This is a genomic window from Azospirillum mesophilum (genome assembly GCF_053470405.2).
Genome location: NZ_JBPXMQ020000036.1, coordinates 47122 through 64647, shown reverse-complemented (window position 1 = coordinate 64647; position 17526 = coordinate 47122). Strand labels below are relative to the sequence as shown.

14 protein-coding genes are annotated in these 17526 nt (G+C 67.3%); 6 read left to right on the top strand and 8 right to left on the bottom strand.

The features are described 5' to 3' along the window. Nucleotides 1-98: 98 nt before the first annotated feature. On the bottom strand, nt 99-566 hold the full coding sequence (locus ACSVC7_RS25665) for a RidA family protein (protein WP_448208749.1): 468 nt from the start codon (nt 564-566) through the stop codon (nt 99-101). A 411-nt stretch (nt 567-977) separates the two neighbouring features. Between ACSVC7_RS25665 and ACSVC7_RS25660 the strand changes: the two genes are divergently transcribed. Beyond that, nucleotides 978-2849: a flagellin N-terminal helical domain-containing protein gene (locus tag ACSVC7_RS25660; protein WP_483508800.1), complete on the top strand. Its 1872-nt coding sequence runs from the start codon at nt 978-980 to the stop codon at nt 2847-2849. A 122-nt stretch (nt 2850-2971) separates the two neighbouring features. On the opposite strand, the gene ACSVC7_RS25655 is transcribed toward ACSVC7_RS25660, so the two are convergent. Next, nucleotides 2972-4540, bottom strand: a complete 1569-nt coding sequence (locus ACSVC7_RS25655) for a S10 family peptidase (RefSeq protein ID WP_448207532.1) — start codon at nt 4538-4540, stop codon at nt 2972-2974. Between the two features lie 262 nt (nt 4541-4802). Between ACSVC7_RS25655 and ACSVC7_RS25650 the strand changes: the two genes are divergently transcribed. After that, on the top strand, nt 4803-5285 hold the full coding sequence (locus ACSVC7_RS25650) for a bacteriohemerythrin (protein WP_448207533.1): 483 nt from the start codon (nt 4803-4805) through the stop codon (nt 5283-5285). Between the two features lie 325 nt (nt 5286-5610). Here the strand turns inward: ACSVC7_RS25650 and ACSVC7_RS25645 are convergent, their stop codons facing one another. After that, nucleotides 5611-9330: a vitamin B12-dependent ribonucleotide reductase gene (locus ACSVC7_RS25645; RefSeq protein ID WP_448207534.1), complete on the bottom strand. Its 3720-nt coding sequence runs from the start codon at nt 9328-9330 to the stop codon at nt 5611-5613. Nucleotides 9331-9861: 531 nt separating this feature from the next. On the opposite strand from ACSVC7_RS25645, the gene ACSVC7_RS25640 reads away from it, so the two are divergent. Then, nucleotides 9862-10374 carry a PRC-barrel domain-containing protein gene (locus ACSVC7_RS25640; protein WP_448207535.1) on the top strand — a complete coding sequence of 171 codons (513 nt, stop codon included), beginning with the start codon at nt 9862-9864 and terminating at the stop codon, nt 10372-10374. A 190-nt stretch (nt 10375-10564) separates the two neighbouring features. Then, the gene (locus tag ACSVC7_RS25635; protein ID WP_448207536.1) at nt 10565-11257 is read left to right on the top strand and encodes a hypothetical protein; all 693 of its coding nucleotides are present in this window, start codon (nt 10565-10567) and stop codon (nt 11255-11257) included. Nucleotides 11258-11329: 72 nt separating this feature from the next. Here ACSVC7_RS25635 and ACSVC7_RS25630 read toward each other — a convergent pair whose 3' ends face one another. The 4 genes from ACSVC7_RS25630 to ACSVC7_RS25615 all read right to left on the bottom strand — a co-directional run bounded on the left by ACSVC7_RS25630 (nt 11330) and on the right by ACSVC7_RS25615 (nt 14849). Beyond that, nucleotides 11330-11782 (bottom strand): bacteriohemerythrin, encoded by a 453-nt coding sequence (locus ACSVC7_RS25630; RefSeq protein WP_448207537.1) that lies wholly within the window; start codon nt 11780-11782, stop codon nt 11330-11332. 143 nt (nt 11783-11925) lie between these two features. Continuing rightward, nucleotides 11926-12684, bottom strand: a complete 759-nt coding sequence (locus ACSVC7_RS25625) for a DUF2927 domain-containing protein (RefSeq protein ID WP_448207538.1) — start codon at nt 12682-12684, stop codon at nt 11926-11928. A gap of 103 nt (nt 12685-12787) precedes the next feature. Continuing rightward, on the bottom strand, nt 12788-13801 hold the full coding sequence (locus ACSVC7_RS25620; protein WP_448207539.1) for a DUF6352 family protein: 1014 nt from the start codon (nt 13799-13801) through the stop codon (nt 12788-12790). Between the two features lie 106 nt (nt 13802-13907). Continuing rightward, on the bottom strand, nt 13908-14849 hold the full coding sequence (locus ACSVC7_RS25615; protein WP_448207540.1) for an alpha/beta fold hydrolase: 942 nt from the start codon (nt 14847-14849) through the stop codon (nt 13908-13910). 138 nt (nt 14850-14987) lie between these two features. On the opposite strand from ACSVC7_RS25615, the gene ACSVC7_RS25610 reads away from it, so the two are divergent. Continuing rightward, nucleotides 14988-15563, top strand: a complete 576-nt coding sequence (locus ACSVC7_RS25610; RefSeq protein WP_448207541.1) for a septal ring lytic transglycosylase RlpA family protein — start codon at nt 14988-14990, stop codon at nt 15561-15563. 16 nt (nt 15564-15579) lie between these two features. On the opposite strand, the gene ACSVC7_RS25605 is transcribed toward ACSVC7_RS25610, so the two are convergent. Next, a complete protein-coding gene (locus ACSVC7_RS25605) occupies nt 15580-16398 on the bottom strand; it encodes an SDR family NAD(P)-dependent oxidoreductase (protein ID WP_448207542.1) in 819 nt (272 codons plus the stop codon). Between the two features lie 533 nt (nt 16399-16931). On the opposite strand from ACSVC7_RS25605, the gene ACSVC7_RS25600 reads away from it, so the two are divergent. Beyond that, nucleotides 16932-17381, top strand: coding sequence for a MaoC family dehydratase (locus ACSVC7_RS25600; protein WP_448207543.1), 450 nt, complete (start codon nt 16932-16934; stop codon nt 17379-17381). Nucleotides 17382-17526 lie beyond the last annotated feature (145 nt).

Below are 17526 nucleotides of genomic sequence, written 5' to 3'. Positions count from 1 at the left end.
CGCAAAGCATAGCGTCGCATCGGTCGGCCCTCCCGTCAGCCGACGCTCTATGAATCACGCATTCCGCCCGCTGGGAATCCCCTAACTGACGACACGCCCTAGGCCAGTTCCAGCACCGCATCGACCTCGACCGCCACGTTGCCGGGCAGCGAGGGCGCGCCCACCGCCGCGCGGGCGTGTTTGCCGGCATCGCCGAACACCTCCACCATCAGCTCCGACGCGCCGTTGATGACCAGCGGGTGGTCGTGGAAGTCCGGGCCGCTGTTCACGAAGCCGCCCAGCCGCAGCACCCGCGCCACCCGGTCCAGGTCGCCGCCGCAGGCCGCCTTTGCCTGGGCGATGATATTCAGGCCGCACAGCCGCGCCGCCTCCTTGCCCTGCTCGACCGTCAGATCCTGGCCGACCTTGCCTAGGAAGCGCCGCTCCCCGTTCCACACGGTGATCTGCCCCGACACATAGAGCGTCTTGCCCGACAGCGTGTAGGGCACGTAGGCCGCCACTGCGGCCGCCGCCTGCGGCAGTTCGATCCCCAGGTCGCGCAGGCGCGCTTCGATTCGTCCGGCCATGGTCCATCCCTCCGTTTTTGGTGCCGAGCCCCGACGATAGCCGTCCGTGCCCCCGTCTCCAAGCGCTTCCAAGGGAGCGTTCCGGGGCCGGTTTCCGGACCCGGCGGGCTGGGCAATTTTCGCCGGTGCACCGCAGCATCGCCCACAACGGCTGGGAAGATTTGTCCAGCCGGCCAATCGGAAAGACGGTCCTTACCCGGCAAAGTTTTCCAAGCCCCTTGGGACGTTCACGCGCCCATGCCGGCCAAGCTCCCGCCGCGCACACAGAAAGTCACAAGAAAGTCAAAGAGTTGATAGCTGCTCCGCGTGTTGGCACGGCGTTTGATAGGGGAGCGTCACGCAAAAGCACGTTGCCTCGCTTCGGTTTCAAGCACCAGCCGCGGGGCAGGCCTCAGAAGGAGACTTGGAACCATGGCTATCAACGACGTCACCCTGTCCGCCTCAATGCGCACGAACCTGCTGCAGCTGCAGGGCGTCCAGGAGAAGATCGGGGTCAAGCAGAACATCCTGTCGACCGGCAACAAGATCAATTCGGCCCTCGATGGCCCGACCGCCTTCTTCGCGGCGAAGAGCCTGAACCAGCGCGCCGGCGACCTGACGTCGCTGAAGGACGCCATGGGCCAGTCGATCAGCACCATCAAGGCCGCCGACAAGGGTCTGACCGCGATCGAGAGCATGATCGAGCAGGCCCGCGGTCTGACGACCGCCGCCTACTCCGCTCTCGGCACCGACGCCGGTTCGGTGGCCACCCGCAAGACGCTGGCCCAGCAGTTCAACGGGCTGAAGGAACAGATCGACAAGCTCGCCGGCGACAGCGGCTACGCCGGCAAGAACCTGCTGGCCGGCAACGGCATGCGGATGGACTCCACCAGCGCCTCGCGCCAGGCGGTGAACACCATCCAGGGCATCGAGAACGCCCGCGTGACCAACGTGGTGTCGGCCGACACCTACACGGTCCGCGTCAAGGGCGACGGCTCCATCGAGGGTGCGGCCGGCGACATCAACAGCGCCGAAATGGACCACGGCCTGGTCGGCCTGAAGCTGTCCGGCACCATGGCGACCACGCTCGGCAGCTTCTCCGACGTGCAGATCGAGGTGCGCGGCGCGGTGGGCCGTGAGCGCTCGTTCATCGTGACCGACGGCAACGAGTCGCGCACGATCAAGTACTTCGACAACAGCCAGACCATCGCCGCCAACACCACCCGGGCGGCCACCAGCGGCACCGCCCAGGTCACCAACGTGCAGATCGGCGGCACGATCGAGGCGGGCGACAGCTTCACCATCACGGTCGAAGACCAGACCTTCACCTACACCACGACCGCCGGCGACGTCGCCACCGGCCAGACGGCCCGGATCAACATCGCCAACCAGCTGAAGGCCTCGATCAACAACGCGCTGACCACCTCCGGCGGCCGCCTGAGCGGCAAGGACGTGGCCTCGGTGACGGTCAACTCGACCGGCGGCACGCTCACCCTGTCGGGCGCCACCGCGTCCAACTCCGCCCGTGAGATGACGGTCAAGGCGACCCAGGAAAACGCCCTGACCAAGCGCATCTCCGAGAGCTTCGCCTCGGGCACGATCGTCTCCTTCACGGTCGACCGCAAGCTGCTGGAGCAGGCCGCCAACGGCGGCAACGGCATCTCGGTCATCGAAAAGAAGGTCGACATCCAGATCAACGTCAGCAACCTCAGCGGCGCGACCGTCACCCGCGACGGCATGGCCAACCGCGGCGAGGGCAAGCTGTCGCAGGGCGAGAACTCCTTCGCGTTCGACACCGGCACGGTGCGCTTCAACGTCGACCAGAAGACCATCAAGCAGGCCGCCTCGGCCAGCTCGGCGGCGAACCTGGTGACGGTGCAGGTGACCGACGCCAACACGTCGAACGACCTGACCGTCCAGCTGAACGAGCGCAACACCAACGCGATCACGGTGAAGGCGCAGAACCTGACGACCAGCGGCCAGGGCCTGCGCGTGGACTACGCGCAGAACGACTGGACCGACCGCTCGGACATCGACAAGGCGGTCGCCAGCATCGACTACGCGAAGCAGACCCTGCGTTCGGCCTCGCAGACGCTGTCGACCAACCTGAACGTCATCACGACCCGTGAAAGCTTCACCAAGGAGTTCAGCGACGTGCTGGTGGAAGGCGCCAACAAGCTGACGCTGGCCGACCAGAACGAGGAAGGCGCGAGCCTGCTGATGCTGCAGACCCGTCAGCAGCTCGGCACCATCGCCCTCTCGCTGGCCAACCAGTCGCAGCAGTCCATCCTGCGCCTGTTCTAATAAGACGGCCATCGGCCAAAGCAACGTGCTGCGCGGCGGGCGCTCCAAGAGGAGCGCCCGCATTCTTTATTGGGACTGGCGCTCCGAGAGGAGCGCTCGCGTTCCTTGTCTGGAGCTTTCCTCTACTTCAGCGCCGCCTCGATCAGGGCGCGGGCGTCGGCAGACAGTTTCGCGCGCTCGGCCGCGCGCGTGTACATCATATGACCGCCCTCATAGACGGCCACCGTCACCCGGTCTGCTTGCCCCTCCGGCAATTCCAGCCGCGAGGCGACCCAGCGCGAGGCCATGTAGGGGGTGATCAGGTCCGTGCGTCCATGCGCGATCAGCACGCGCATCGACGGCTGCAGGGTCAGCGCCGTCTGCAGGTCGTCGGTCGCGTTGGGATGGCTCATGCGCGGCCATTCCCAGGCGCGGTTCACACGCTCGTTCAGCAACTCGAAGGGCATCTCACTGCGCACGCCCAGCCATTCGGCGGCGTAGCTGGCGAAGGCTGTGGTGAAGATGGGCACGGTGCCCTTCAGGAACGGGTCGAAGGGAAGGCGGGCGGCCGAGGGGTCCGGGTCGGCCGCGGTGAAGGTCCCGTCGTAGACGCTGGCGACCCGGCCCCGGTCGCGCAGCAGTTCGCGGGCGAAGACTCCGGCCGGGACCTGCCCGCGGTGGCGGGTCACCAGTTCCACCGGAAGCCCGATGGTCCGCGCGACCTCGGCGAAGAAGCCGCCCGCCTCGCCGGCGCGGCGGTAGTCGAGCGTGGCGAGGCCCGTCAGATAGCCGCCGAGCGCGAACCGCTCCGCGGCTTGCGCGGCCTGCTCCGGCGTGCCGGGCACCAGCCCGTTGGCGGCGGCCGAGGCGGCGTAGGCCGGCAGCTTCAGCGCGGGTCCCAGCAGGCCGGATTCGTCGCGAATGGTTGCAAAGTCAACGACCGGCGACACCATGATCAGCCCGTTGACCGCCACGCCGGTGCGGTCGATCAGCTCGCCGGCCATCTTGGCGATTCGGAATCCGCCGTAGCTCTCGCCGACCAGGAACTTGGGCGAGCCCCAGCGCCCGTTGCGCGTCAGCCAGAGCCGGACAATCTCCGCCATGGCGCGGGCGTCGGCGTCGACCTTCCAGAAGCGCTTCTCGGCCTCCTCGTCGGGCTTGCCGGTGTCGGGCTTTATGGCGCGGCTGAAGCCGGTGCCCACCGGATCGACGAAGACGAGATCGGTGAAGGCCAACCAGCTGTCGGGGTTGTCCACCAGCGGCGCGGGTGGGCGCGGCAGAGACCCGTCGTCGTTGAAGGCCGCCACCTTCGGCCCCAGCGCCCCCAGATGCAGGTAGGCCGACGCCGCCCCCGGCCCGCCGTTGAAGACGAATGCGACCGGGCGGGCGACCGGGCGGCCGTCCTTGGGAGCGCCGTCCGCCGTGTAGGTCACGGTGAAGACGCGCGCCGCCACCTCCTCCTTCGCCCCTTCGCGCAGGGGCAGGAACTCCGCCACGGCCGTGTAGGCGATCGCTCCGCCGGGCTGCGCCAAGCTGTGATGGGTCTCGCTGCGCTGCGAGTCGAAGGCGGCATCGGTCCGCTTCGGCGCCTCCGCCCGGCCGGCGGCCTCCCGTTGCTCGGGCGCGGAATGCTCCTGCGCGCGTCCGGCCGTGCCCGGCCCCAGAAGCAGCGGAGCCACGAGGGCAAGCGGCAGAAAACGGGAGCGGATCATCGGAAGTTACCGGGTTGCTGAAGGGCTGTCGGGCGACATCCCGCATATTGCCGTCGCGACCCACACCGGCAACCCCGCCGCGCTCGCGCTTTCTTGTGGAGCGTGCGTCAAGGCGGGAAATCGAAGCGCGACAATCGGTAGCACAGACTTTTGTTGCAGCGCCGTGATTATCCATTACCATACGAAAGGTGGTATGACCTTTAGCTGAACGCTTAGCCGCCGAACCTTTAGCTGCCAAACCCTAGCCGAAGTGCGCCCGATCATGGACATGCATGCCGAGAATTTCCGGGACTTGGTGTGGAGCGACGATCTCGCTCTGGGCGTCGAGGAAATCGACGAGCAGCACAAGCACTGGATCGCGCTGGTCCAGAAATTCCAGGCGGCGGTGAACGAGGGCCGCTCGCGGGAGGAGGTCTACCGCACCCTGGCGGAGGCCGTGGTCTACACCGAGATCCACTTCGCCAATGAGCAGGAGGTCATGGAGCAGTCCGGCTATCCCTTCATGGCCGACCATCTGGTCCAGCATTCGCTGGCCTGGGAACAGCTCCACGCCTTCACCACCGGCGACGTGCCGGAGGAGGACATCGCCGATTACCTGGCGACCTTCCTGCCGCAGTGGCTGATGCTGCACATCAACTCGGCCGACCGCCAGTTCGCCCGCTGGCTGAAGAAGCGCGGCTCCGCCCCAGCCGAGTCGGCCGACGCCGAGATCTCCGGCCGCGTCTTCACCAACATCCCCGTCTGATCCGTCCTTCCGCCATTTCCGTTCGGCGGAATGGCACCCGCGCGCGCCCTCCCCTGTTGGCGAAGGATCATCCTTCACTGACGGGAGGGCATCGTCATGCCCGAAAATTCCCCCGAAAGCCCAAAAACACTCCGGCCTCGGTCGATCCGGCCGGCACCGGCAGTCCTCCACCGCCAGCGCCGTGAGGACAACATCAACCCCGCCCGCGCCCGCGAACAGCCGCCCGAGGACTGAGCGGAAGCCCAAAAGAATGGGCCAGAACGCGAAAAGGGGAGGTCCGAAGACCTCCCCCCTTCCGCCATGCCGGGGATGGAACCGGCCGGCCTCAGCTGCAGCCCGTGGTGGAGCCGCAGGTGTCGCACTTCAGGCAGGTGCCGTTGCGGACGAGCGTCATGTTGCCGCACTCGCCGCACTGGTCGCCCTCGTAACCGCGGGCGCGGGCCTCGCGGATGCGGTCGTAGCGCTGGTCGCTCGTGCTGCCGCCGTAGGATGTGCCGGTGGTGGAGCCGGCCGAGGCGTGGCCGCCGGCGTGCACCACCGCGGCACCCACCGCCGGGCTGGCGGCAACCGCCGCGTGGGCCGCGGCCGCCGTCGCCTGGAGCGGATCGGTGCCGGTGGCGGCCAGGGCCGCCGCAGCGACCGCCCGCTGGGCCTGCCCGCCATTGAGGACGCGCAGGTTGTTGCGGACGTAGCCGGTGGACGCGACCTTGCGGACGATGTCCGACGGCTGGACCGGAGCGTCCGGCAGATCGGCCTGCGCATCGCCGGTGCCGACCGTGAAGGGCAGCAGGTCTTCCGGCGTGGCGTGCGCCAGATCGGTGCGCGACAGGTAGGAGATCGCGATTTCGCGGAACACGTAGTCGATGACGGAGGTCGCCATCTTGATGGTGTCGTTGCCGGTCACCATGCCCGACGGCTCGAAGCGCGTGAAGGTGAAGGCCTCCACGAACTCTTCCAGCGGCACGCCATACTGCAGACCGATGGACACCGCGATGGCGAAGTTGTTCATCAACGACCGGAAGGCGGCGCCTTCCTTGTGCATGTCGATGAAGATCTCGCCCAGACGGCCGTCCTCATACTCGCCGGTGCGCAGGTAGATCTTGTGGCCGCCGACGGTCGCCTTCTGGGTGTAGCCCTTGCGGCGGTGCGGCAGGCGCTCGCGCTCGGCCGACTTCCGCTCGATGATCTTCTCGACCACCTTCTCGACGATCCGCTCGGACACCATCTGGGTGCGGGCGGCGTTCGGGGCCTCGACGATCTCCTCCAGCGCGTCGTCCTCGTCGTCCAGCAGCGCGGCCGACAGCGGCTGGCTCAGCTTGGAGCCGTCGCGGTACAGCGCGTTCGCCTTCAGGCCCAGGCGCCAGGACATCAGGTAGGCGTCCTTGCACTCCTCCACCGTCGCCGTGTTCGGCATGTTGATGGTCTTGGAGATGGCGCCGGAGATGAAGGGCTGCGCGGCGGCCATCATGGTGATGTGCGATTCCCAGGACAGGAAGCGCTTGCCGATGCGGCCGCAGGGGTTGGCGCAGTCGAACACCGGCAGATGCTCGTCCTTCAGGAACGGCGCGCCTTCCAGCGTCATGGCGCCGCAGCAGAAGGTGTTCGCCGCCTCAAGCTCGGCCTTGGTGAAGCCCAGCGCGCTCAGCAGGTCGAAGCCCGGCTGGTCGATCTGCTCGGCCGGGACACCCAGCGTGTTGACGATGAAATCGGCGCCGACCGTCCACTTGTTGAAGACGAACTTGATGTCGAAGGCGGTGGCGAGGTTGCCCTCCAGCTTCTCCAGCAGCTCCTCGGTGAAGCCCTTGGCCTTCAGCGTCTCGTGGTTGACGCCCGGCGCGCCCTTCAGCGTGCCGTGGCCGACCGCGTAGCGCTCGATCGCGGCGATCTGGTCGGGGGTGTAGCCCAGCGTCTTCAGGGCTTCCGGCACCAGCCGGTTCACGATCTTGAAGTAGCCGCCGCCGGCCAGCTTCTTGAACTTCACCAGCGCGAAGTCCGGCTCGATGCCCGTGGTGTCGCAGTCCATGACCAGACCGATGGTGCCGGTCGGGGCGACCACCGTGGCCTGGGCGTTGCGGTAGCCGTGCTGCTCGCCCAACTCCAGCGCCTGGTCCCAGGCGCGGACGGCGGCCAGCGCCAGTTCGGCGTCCGGGCACTCGTCGGCGACGAAGGGCACCGGGTTGACCGAAAGGCCCTCATAGCCGTCCATCTCGCCATAGGCGGCGCGGCGATGGTTGCGGATGACCCGCAGCATGTGGTCGCGGTTCTGCTCGAAGGCCGGGAAGGCGCCCAGCTCCTGCGCCATTTCGGCGGAGGTGGCGTAGGCGACACCGGTCATCACGGCGGAGATGGCGGCGCAGTAGGCGCGGCCCTCGGCCGAGTCGTAGGACAGGCCCGAGGCCATCAGCAGGCCGCCGAGGTTGGCGAAGCCGAGGCCGAGCGTGCGGAACTCGTAGGAAAGCTGGGCGATCTCCTTCGACGGGAACTGCGCCATCAGGACGGAGATTTCCAGCACCATCGTCCACAGGCGGCAGGCGTGCTCGAACGCCTCGACGTCGAAGGACCCGTCCTTCAGACGGAACGACATCAGGTTCAGCGAGGCGAGGTTGCACGCCGTGTCGTCGAGGAACATGTACTCCGAGCACGGGTTCGAGGCGTTGATGCGCCCCGAGGTCGGGCAGGTGTGCCAGTCGTTGATGGTCGTGTCGAACTGCACGCCCGGATCGGCGCAGGCCCAGGCGGCGTAGCCGACCTTGTCCCACAGGTCGCGGGCGCGCAGCGTCTTGGCGACCTTGCCGTCGGTGCGGCGGATCAGTTCCCAGTTGTCGTCGTTCAGGACGGCGTGGATGAACGGGTCGGAGATGCGCACCGAGTTGTTGGAGTTCTGGCCGGCCACCGTCAGGTAGGCCTCGGAGTCCCAATCGGTGTTGTAGGTCTTGAACTCGATGCTGGTGAAGCCCTGCGCGGCGAACTGGATCACGCGCTGGACGTAGTTCTCCGGCACCTGCGCCTTGCGGGCGGCGACCATGGCCTTCTTGAGGTCCTTGTTCTCCTTCGGATCCTGGCCGGCCTGCGCCGCCGCCATGATAGCGGTCAGGTGCTGCTGGCAGATCTTGGAACCGGTGACCAGCGCGGCGACCTTCTGCTCCTCGGTCACCTTCCAGTCGATGTAGGCCTCGATGTCCGGGTGGTCCATGTCCACCGTGACCATCTTGGCCGCACGGCGGGTGGTGCCACCCGACTTGATGGCGCCGGCGGCGCGGTCGCCGATCTTCAGGAAGCTCATCAGGCCCGACGACTTGCCGCCGCCGGCCAGACGCTCGCCCTCGCCGCGCAGGCGGGAGAAGTTGGAGCCGGTGCCCGAACCGTACTTGAACAGGCGCGCCTCGCGAACCCACAGGTCCATGATGCCGCCCTCGTTCACCAGATCGTCGGCGACGGACTGGATGAAGCAGGCGTGCGGCTGCGGGTGCTCATAAGCCGACGCCGAGGAGGTCAGCAGGCCCGTCTTGAAATCGACGTAGAAGTGGCCCTGGCTCGGGCCGTCGATGCCGTAGGCCCAGTGCAGGCCGGTGTTGAACCACTGCGGGCTGTTCGGGGCCGCCATCTGGGCGGCCAGCATGAAGCGCATCTCGTCGAAGAAGGCGCGGGCGTCCGACTCGCTGTCGAAATAGCCGCCCTTCCAGCCCCAGTAGGTCCAGGTGCCGGCCAGACGGTCGAACACCTGCTTGGCCGACTTCTCGCCGGTGTAGCGCTTTTCCTTCGGCAGGGCGGCGAGCGCCGACTCGTCGGCCTCCTTGCGCCACAGCCAGGACGGAACGGTGTTCTCCTCGACCGCCTTCAGGGCGACCGGGACGCCGGCCTTGCGGAAATACTTCTGGGCCAGGATGTCGCTGGCGACCTGGCTGTAGTTCTCGGGAACCTCGATGTCCGTCTGCTGGAAGACCACAGAGCCGTCGGGATTGCGGATCTCGCTCGTGGTCCGGCGGAAGCCGAGACCGGCGTAGGCATCCTGTCCCTCTTTCGTGAAACGACGCTGGATCAGCATGGTGGCTCGTGCTCCCTCTATCTGGCGAACGGGCTATGCGCTCCGTGCCGCCCAGCTTACGCTGGCTGCCGAACGCTACAGCCTGTATGTTGGTGCGCATCCTAGCCCCATCATTTGGGGTAGGCAACCCCCCTCACAACATATTGTGTCCTTGACGGCTGGTCGCCTCCTAGATATGGCGCGCCGAGTACAACGCGACATCCCACCCCATGTTCCCGCAGACCGCGCCGGAATGCGTCGGCGCACCCTGCCGGCCCGTCGATTAGAGCGCCTTCCGGGCGCTTTTCCGCCGCCTTCTTCTTGGGATTCCGGCGGTTTTGCGGGGTAGCCGGGGGCAACGCCGGGAGGAGTCTTTCGGGGGTCGAATCGGGGGTACGGCCATTCACACCAGGACCCCGGCCGGACGCGCCGGGGGCGACTCGGCCCGCCGGGGGACGGTCTTGTCACAGCATGTCACAGGGGGCCGTGCGCGACCTTTCGGGCCGTGCACGGTTGCAGGGGATTGGTACCCCCCTTGAGAGGTGATCTCCCATGCGCAAGATGGTGATTACGACCCTGTCCGCCCTGGCGCTGATGACCGGCGTGGCGGCGGCCCAGAGCAGCTCCGGCGGGATGAACTCGTCCTCCCCCTCCTCCGCCATGAACCAGGGCCAGACGCAACACCAGACCGGCAGCAGCCCGACCGCCCGCCCGATGAACCTGCCGGGCACGGCCAGCGTCGATCAACTGATGAACCGGACCGTCATCGGTTCCGACGGGGAACGCATCGGCAAGGTGACGGACGTGATCCTCGGCCCCGACGGGCAGGCGCAGCTTCTCGTGGTGCAGAGCGGCGGCTTCCTCGGCATCGGCGGCAAGGACATCGCGGCCGACATCGCGCTGGCCGAAATCCAGCCCGGCGAAGACACCATCAAGCTGCGCGACGTGACCCAGGCCAGCGTCCGCGACATGCCGGAATTCCAGTACACCGACAGCATGACCTCGCTGAATCGCGGCCCGCGCGCAAACGGCAGCACCATGAACGGCGATCAAAAGAAGCAGTAAGGGCCATGCGTCCCCTCTCCTACCCTCGGCGGGCTGGGAGAGGGGACACTTCATAGACCGCCATCCACGCTCCCAAACGGTCGCGACCGCTCTAAGGTTGCGCTGAACAGATTTTTCGGCAAAATGGGTTGCAAACTCCGCACCCGACGTCGGAATGCGGACCGATCAGCGCATGGAATGGGGATGTGCCATGACCTCCGTGGACGCTTTACGCGCTTCGACAACGCTGTTTTCGTCGACGCAGGCGGCAGCCGGCCTCTTCAAGCCGGCCCCCAACCAGACGAAAAGCGCATCCGCAAGCGGCGCGGCGGAGGTGGACCTCGTGGACCTGAGTCCCCTGGCGGCGGCCCTCAAAGGCGATGCCATGAAGCTGTTTTCCCGGCTGGAGGACAAGGACCGCTCGTCCCTGGCATCGCTTGTGACGAGCGGGGCGATGTCGGCGGACGAGATGAACAGCGCGCTGACCGACCGGCTCAAGCAGGCACGCGGGAAGACCTTCTGGACGATGGTCGACGAACACATGAAGTCTCCCCAGAACAAGGAACTCATCGCTGGGCAGGACAGGCTGTCCGCGCTCTCGAAAACCATTGAAGACAAGATGAGCGCCATCGAAAAAATGGGCAATCGGCAGGAGATGATGAAGGCCTACGAAGGCATGAATGCCTTGTTCGAAGAGCAATCATCCCTGATGCAGCGTGGGGCGGCGCAACCCCTCGACCCGTCCATGCAGCTTACCGGGACCTTTGCTGTTACAAAGCTGTACCGTTCGGAGGGGGAGCGGGCGGCCGGGGACAAGCTGTCCGGCCTCGGCTTCGCGTCCAAGAGCTTCGACGCCGCGGTGAACGACATCGCCCGCGACGATGTCGCCAACCGGAACCGTTAACCGGCTTTTCCGAAAGCAATTCTTTGGCCCCGCCCCCTCCCACCGGGGGCGGGAAAGGGCCGTGAAAGCATCCTATACCCCCTCGACCTCCCGTTCCTTCAGGAAGGCGCCCAGCTTCTTGTCCACGCCCAGGATGTGGCCGGACAGCCATTTGGCGAGAAAGCTCAGGACGAAGGCGCCCTTCTCGCCCCCGGCGTCCAGCGCGTTGTTCACGTCGTGGAGTTGCCGCACGAAGGTGTCGTGCATCGTCTTGTGCATCGCGAGGTCGGGATAGGCGTGCTCGCGCATCAGCCGCTCCTCGCGGTCGAAATGGGTGTCGGTGTAGTCCAGAAGCTCCGCCAGCACGCTCTGGATCTCGCTGTCGGCGCGGTTGTCGTTCACCGCCGTGGCGAATTCGTTGAACAGCTCGAACAAGCGCTTGTGGTCGGCGTCGATGACGGTGTGCCCCACGCCGAACGCGTCCTGCCAGGTGACGGTTTCCCAGCGCGGTTCGGACAGGTTCGGCTTCATGGTCTTGGGCGTCATCACGTTTCCCCCGGAGGCGGCTGTTCTTGGCGAAAGTTTCCCAAGACTATGCACGCGTCCGCGCCCGCCCAGGGGCGGCAAAATGTCCCACCTTCCAGCATGGTTATCGCCCGAGATATCCGCCCCGGATATCCGCCTGGGAATCAGTCCAGCCGCTCGGCCAGAATGCGCCGGGCGGCGGCGCGGGCCTCCGGGGCGGCCATGTTGGGGGACAGGCGCCCGTCGTAGAGCACCGACAGCAGCAGCCGGTCGACCGGCCCGATGCGGCGGTAGCCGATGTCGTCGTTCAGCAGCGTGCCGTCGGCGTGGCTGTCCACCTCGCCGAACAGGCCCATGGACTGGAACAACTCCTCGGCGAGGCAGGCCTCGGCGTTGTCGGGACCGACGGCGGCGGCGTTGATGAAGATGCGGGCGCCGCGCATTTCGCCGTCCGTCGCCATGGGCAGGGCGATGCAGGTGAAGGGCTCGTCCCGCCGCCCGTTGGCCAGCGAGACCATGGGCGGCCAGAAGCCGCGCACGTTGGTCACCACGACATCGATATCCCCGGCCCAGAAGGGCTGCTCGTAAACCGTGATCCCCACCCCGGTGGCGCCCGACAGATCGGCGGCGATGGCCTGGGCGGCGGGGAACCATCGCTCCGCCGCGTCGCCGCGCAGCGTCACGTTCACCGGATGGGTCCAGCGGATCAGGGGGTGTTCGCGCTTCAGTTCGTCGTGCAGCGCGCCCTCGTCGAAGAGGGCCGCCATCTCGTCGAGCCCGGCCTCGCGTGGCCGCTCGCTCGGCGCGTCGAGGACGACCGCCGGCAGGCCGGAGGCGACGGGGGCCTGCGCGCGCGCCGCGACGGACGGCAGCAGCGACGCCAGCGCGGCGATCAGCAGAGCAAAATGACGAGCTGAGAGCATGGGTCGGGTTCTCCATCACCGGCGATGAAGGCGCTCCCCCGCCCGCTGGCCGGGCGGCGCATCGCCACCCGGCTCTTTTGCTGGACCTCCAACAACCGGCCGTTCAACTCGTCGCGGCGAGCGGCAGGTTCACCAGAAGATTCTGCGGCTTCAGGCGCAGCTTGCCGTCGGCGCCCATCGCCATGCCCAGATAGACCGGCCGCCCGGCGAGGTCGGCGCGCATGGCGGCGGGATCGGCGAACTCCAGCCGGAACAGCGCCAGGATGCGGGCCAACCGCTCCTCCCCCACCTCCACGCCGTTGTAGAGGTCGTTCATGATGGCCGAGGCCTCGGCGTCCAGCCCGACGTGCCAGACCCAGCGCTCGTCGCGAATCTGCTGCACGGGGTGGATCACGACCTTCACGCCCAGGAAATGCGCCACCCACGCCTCCAGCACCCGGCACAGCGCGTCGAGCCCGGCGGCGGCGAAGGTCACGTCCAGCACCGTGTCGTGCCGGGAATCGCGGCTCCAGTAGTTGGCGTGGTTCGTCTCGTCCAGGATGTCCAGCTCGACCGAGCGCGGGGCGGTGCCCGCCTCCACCACCAACCGGCCGAGGCTGCCGAATCCGCCGGTCGCCGCCAGCATCTCCACCGTCTCCGCGTCGGCCAGCCGCACGCGCCCGTCGTCGAGGGACACCGACTGCGGGCGGAAGAACAGCTCCGCCGCCCGCGCTCGCAGGCCGGACGGGGTCTCGTCCAGAATACCACGCAGGATCACGTGGGCGAGCTGGTCGATGAACAGCGCCGGCACCCCCCGCGCGCCCTCCCGGAACAGGCGCAGGTAGCAGCCCTCCAGCGTCCCGGCGGCGAGCAGCCGGTCGCGAAAACCCAGCCAGACCGCCCAGTTCTCGCGCGCGTCCTCGTCGGCGAGCGACTCCACCATGCCCGGCGGGACGGGGCGCGTGGGGTCCTCCAGCAGGCCGGCGAAGAGGGTGTGCTCGGTCTCGCAGGCGTCCTCGGGCGGGCGCATCTCCGGCCGCAGCAGATAGGCGCGCAGGAAGTCCGGCGTGACCGCAAGCCGCCCGTCGGCGTCGCGCGTCAGCAGATGGTAACCGGACTCTCTCCAGAAATCGGGCATCGTTCAGGCACCTCGGGGAAGCTCCATTGATTTAGACACAAAGATCAGACGATCAAAATGACAGGAGAAATAGGGTCTTTTGATCGTCTGATCTTCGCGTTCGATCTCAGCACCCGACCGACGCAAGGAACGCATCGATGTCCGCCCACACGCGGTCGCGGATCGCGTCGCGCTCCATCAGCAGCTCGTGCTTGGCGTCGGGATACTCCTTCAGCGTCGCGTTGCCGAGCCGGGCGGCGACCGTCCGGTGCACGCAGGACCGGACGATGCTGTCCTTGGGCGCGCTCAGCAGCAGCACGGGCGTCGTCACCCGCTCCAGCGGCGCGGTCCCCTGGATATAGTCGGAAGCGAGCAGCGCCGCCCGCAGCCAGCCGAAGCTGACCCCGCCGACCCGCAGTTCCGGCCGGTCCCGGAAGGCGTCGTGGAAGGTGGCGTAGCGCCGGGCGTCGGAGGTGATCGGGTTGACCGGCAGGAAGATCCCCTGCAACGGGTTGTAGTCGCCCTGCCCGTAGGCGTAGTGCGCCGCCCGGCCACGGGCGCACAGCCGCTCGGCCAGCCACACCGCGACCCGGCGCGGGACCGGCCCGGTGAAGATGTCGAACATCGGGGCCGTCAGCACCGCCGCCTTGTAACGGCCCGGATCGCGCAGCAGGCTCAGCAGCGCGACCAGCCCGCCCATGGAGTGGCCGAGCAGCAGCAGCGGCCCCGCCTGGACCGGGCGCACCACGCGCTCCATCACAGCATCCACGTCGTCCGCCAGCCGGTCGAAGCTGTCCAGGTGATGGATCTGCGGGTTGGGCAGAGGCCGGTCGGACAGGCCCTGGTTGCGCCAATCGAAGCCGACCACCTGGAAACCGCGCCCCCGCAGTTCCCCCACCGTCTCCGCGTATTTCTCCAGGAACTCCGACCGGCCGGCCAGCAGCAGCACGGTGCCGCGCGGTTCTGTGACAAAGGCGGGCCAATGGGCGGTGCGCAGCCGCGTTCCGTCGTCGAGGGTCACCCAGCCGAACCGCGGGTCCGAGCGCAGATCCGCCAGCGTTTCGGCCATGCTTTCCCTCCCTCCTGTCAGGCTGCAATTGAACCATTCCCGGCAGGACCCGTCCACCGTGTCCGGTCCCGATTGCGCCCCTTGCCGGAACACCCTCCCCACCCGCGCGTTACCAGTGCCGAAGGGAGGTAACGGCTTATGCACATTCAGCGTACTCTGTTCGCGGCGCTCTGCGCGCTTTCCATTGCCCATCCGGTCCAAGCCCAGCCAAGCAGCAAGACGAAGACACCCCCCGTTGCGGTCGAGCGCACCGAGAACGGCGAGCCGGTGATCGTCCACGAAGGCGAGGCATCCTTCTACGGCAGCGACTTCCACGGCAAGAAGACGGCCAGCGGCCAGACCTTCGACCAGAACAAGCCGACCGCCGCCTCGCGCGAACTGCCGCTCGGCACCAAGGCAACCGTCACCAACCAGGACAACGGCAAGAGCGTGGAGGTCATCGTCAACGACCGCGGCCCCTACGTGGACGGCCGGGTCATCGACCTCTCCAAGAAGGCCGCCAAGCAGCTGGACATGATCGAGGACGGCACCGCCCCGGTCCGCGTGGAGGCCAAACCCTCCGAGCAGCCGAACGAAACCGTGAAGGAAAAGGTGGAGGAAAAGGCCGAGAAGGCCGACCGGACCCTCACCGCCGAACGTCCGGCGCCCGAGACCAGATCCGGCAGCACCGGCACGGGCGGCTCCTCCGCCTCCAACTCCGGCTCCGGCCAATAAACCCCTATGGCCGCACCTATGGGCTGGGCGGCGGCCGGAAGCCCCGCCCCAGCCGCTGGCCGCGGTCGAAGGCCGCCAGCAGGGCGCCCAGCCCGCCCGAGGCGGCGTGACGCGACCACAGGAAGGGGCGCAGCACGTTGCGGGTGCCGAATCCGTGCACATGCACCGTGCGGCGCCCCAGCGCCTGCAAACCTTCCCGCGCCACGTCCATCGGGTCGGCCGCCCCCGGCAGGGCGTTCAGCGCGAAGCCCGCGCGGCGGCCGAACTCCGTCCGTGTGGCGCCGGGGCACAGCACCAACACGTCCACCGGCTTGCGCCGCAACTCCGTCGCCAGCGCCTCGCCATAGGCCAGGACGAAGCTCTTGCTGGCGCTGTAGGTGGCCAGGAAGGGCACCGGCTGGAAGGCGGTGGTGCTGGACACCAGCAGCAGCCCGGCGCGGCGGTTGTCGCGCGCCGCCCGGTCGATCATGCCCGGCAGCAGCGCGCGGGTCAGCACGGTGGTCGCCACCACGTTCAGCTCCACCGTGGAGCGTTCGAACTCCGGTGTGTTGTCGATCACAGCGCCGAACGACCCGACTCCCGCATTGTTGATGAGCAGGTCGATCTCCAGCGTCTCGGCCTTCTGGATCAGGGCGGTGCGGCCCTCGTCGGTGGTCAGGTCGGCGGCCAGAACCTCCACCCGGCGGCCGGGCGCCTCCAGCTCCGCCTGGCGCTGGGTCAGGGCCTCGGCGTTGCGGGCGGTCAGCAGAAGGTTGGTGTCGACCGGCAGGGCGCGGGCGAAACACGCGCCGATGCCGGAGGTGGCGCCGGTGACCAGCGCGAAGCGGTGGGGCATGGGACGGCTCCGATTGCTGATCCATCGACTTGTGACCGTTGGTCGCAGGTGGCGGAAGTCAAGGCGGCGGTTTCCGAGTCGGCGGGCTTTGCCGCAGCGCATCGCATGAGATTTGTGCATTTGCGAACGAACATGTCGCAAAACCGCCGAACTATTGCCACAAAACTGCAACAGATGGGGTGGACTTGTGAAAAAGCATCCGCTGTCGCAATCCGGCACCACCGCCCCGGAACCAAGGCTCATCGACTTTCCGAACTCTTGTCTAAGCGTTTGAGTCATATGGCTTTGCAGCAGAGGCTATGCCGAAGGAAATAGCGCTGACGGGGGTGTATGCCCACCACTCTGCCGCGTCATCTAATCGCCAAGATCACGCAAGACGAGGTGCCGCCGCGCCTCTTTTGAAGGAGCCTTAGAGATTTTTTCACTTTTTCGGACGAGTTGTGTTGCCATGATGTGGTTGCGGCGCATATATCGCACCGCACCATGCGTGTTGTTGCGCTGCTAACCGGCGCCGAACGATGAGGAACCGCGTTATGGACGATGTTCGCCAGGTGCTGAAGGACAACGAAGGCCACTGCATCGAGGATCTCGCCGTCGGCATGACGGCGACCTTCGCGAAGACGGTTACGGAAGCGGACATCGTTCTGTTCGCCGGCATCTCCGGCGACACGAACCCGGTGCACATCAACCAGGAATACGCCAGCGGCACGATGTTCCAGGGCCGCATTGCCCACGGCATGCTGAGCGCCGGCTTCATCTCCGCCGTGCTGGGGACCAAGCTGCCGGGTCCGGGCTGCATCTACATGAGCCAGAACCTGAAGTTCAAGGCGCCGGTCCGCGCCGGCGACACGGTGACCGCCCGCGCCACGGTGACCGAACTGATCCCGGAAAAGCGCCGCGTCGTCGTCCGCACCGTCTGCACGGTGGGCGAGACGGTGGTGATCGAGGGCGAGGCCCTGCTGATGGTCCCGTCGCGCGGCTGACGCTACCCGGCATAGACTTGACGCCGGCGCGTAGACCGCGCGCCGGCTCCGTTCTATATAGACGCCCATGGCTTTGGCCCGCCCCCCGGCGGGCCGCCGTCGTTTACGGGGCCGAAGACGGCCTCCGGACCATCAGGCAGACCAT

What these genes read in the sequence shown, in the direction of transcription:
- ACSVC7_RS25650 (WP_448207533.1), top strand. Translation starts at nt 4,803, where the DNA reads ATGGACATGCATGCCGAGAATTTCCGGGACTTGGTGTGGAGCGACGAT.
- ACSVC7_RS25605 (WP_448207542.1), bottom strand. Translation starts at nt 16,398, where the DNA reads ATGCCCCACCGCTTCGCGCTGGTCACCGGCGCCACCTCCGGCATCGGC.
- ACSVC7_RS25625 (WP_448207538.1), bottom strand. Translation starts at nt 12,684, where the DNA reads ATGCTCTCAGCTCGTCATTTTGCTCTGCTGATCGCCGCGCTGGCGTCG.
- ACSVC7_RS25655 (WP_448207532.1), bottom strand. Translation starts at nt 4,540, where the DNA reads ATGATCCGCTCCCGTTTTCTGCCGCTTGCCCTCGTGGCTCCGCTGCTT.
- ACSVC7_RS25645 (WP_448207534.1), bottom strand. Translation starts at nt 9,330, where the DNA reads ATGCTGATCCAGCGTCGTTTCACGAAAGAGGGACAGGATGCCTACGCC.
- ACSVC7_RS25630 (WP_448207537.1), bottom strand. Translation starts at nt 11,782, where the DNA reads ATGACGCCCAAGACCATGAAGCCGAACCTGTCCGAACCGCGCTGGGAA.
- ACSVC7_RS25600 (WP_448207543.1), top strand. Translation starts at nt 16,932, where the DNA reads ATGGACGATGTTCGCCAGGTGCTGAAGGACAACGAAGGCCACTGCATC.
- ACSVC7_RS25615 (WP_448207540.1), bottom strand. Translation starts at nt 14,849, where the DNA reads ATGGCCGAAACGCTGGCGGATCTGCGCTCGGACCCGCGGTTCGGCTGG.
- ACSVC7_RS25610 (WP_448207541.1), top strand. Translation starts at nt 14,988, where the DNA reads ATGCACATTCAGCGTACTCTGTTCGCGGCGCTCTGCGCGCTTTCCATT.
- ACSVC7_RS25660 (WP_483508800.1), top strand. Translation starts at nt 978, where the DNA reads ATGGCTATCAACGACGTCACCCTGTCCGCCTCAATGCGCACGAACCTG.
- ACSVC7_RS25635 (WP_448207536.1), top strand. Translation starts at nt 10,565, where the DNA reads ATGACCTCCGTGGACGCTTTACGCGCTTCGACAACGCTGTTTTCGTCG.
- ACSVC7_RS25620 (WP_448207539.1), bottom strand. Translation starts at nt 13,801, where the DNA reads ATGCCCGATTTCTGGAGAGAGTCCGGTTACCATCTGCTGACGCGCGAC.
- ACSVC7_RS25665 (WP_448208749.1), bottom strand. Translation starts at nt 566, where the DNA reads ATGGCCGGACGAATCGAAGCGCGCCTGCGCGACCTGGGGATCGAACTG.
- ACSVC7_RS25640 (WP_448207535.1), top strand. Translation starts at nt 9,862, where the DNA reads ATGCGCAAGATGGTGATTACGACCCTGTCCGCCCTGGCGCTGATGACC.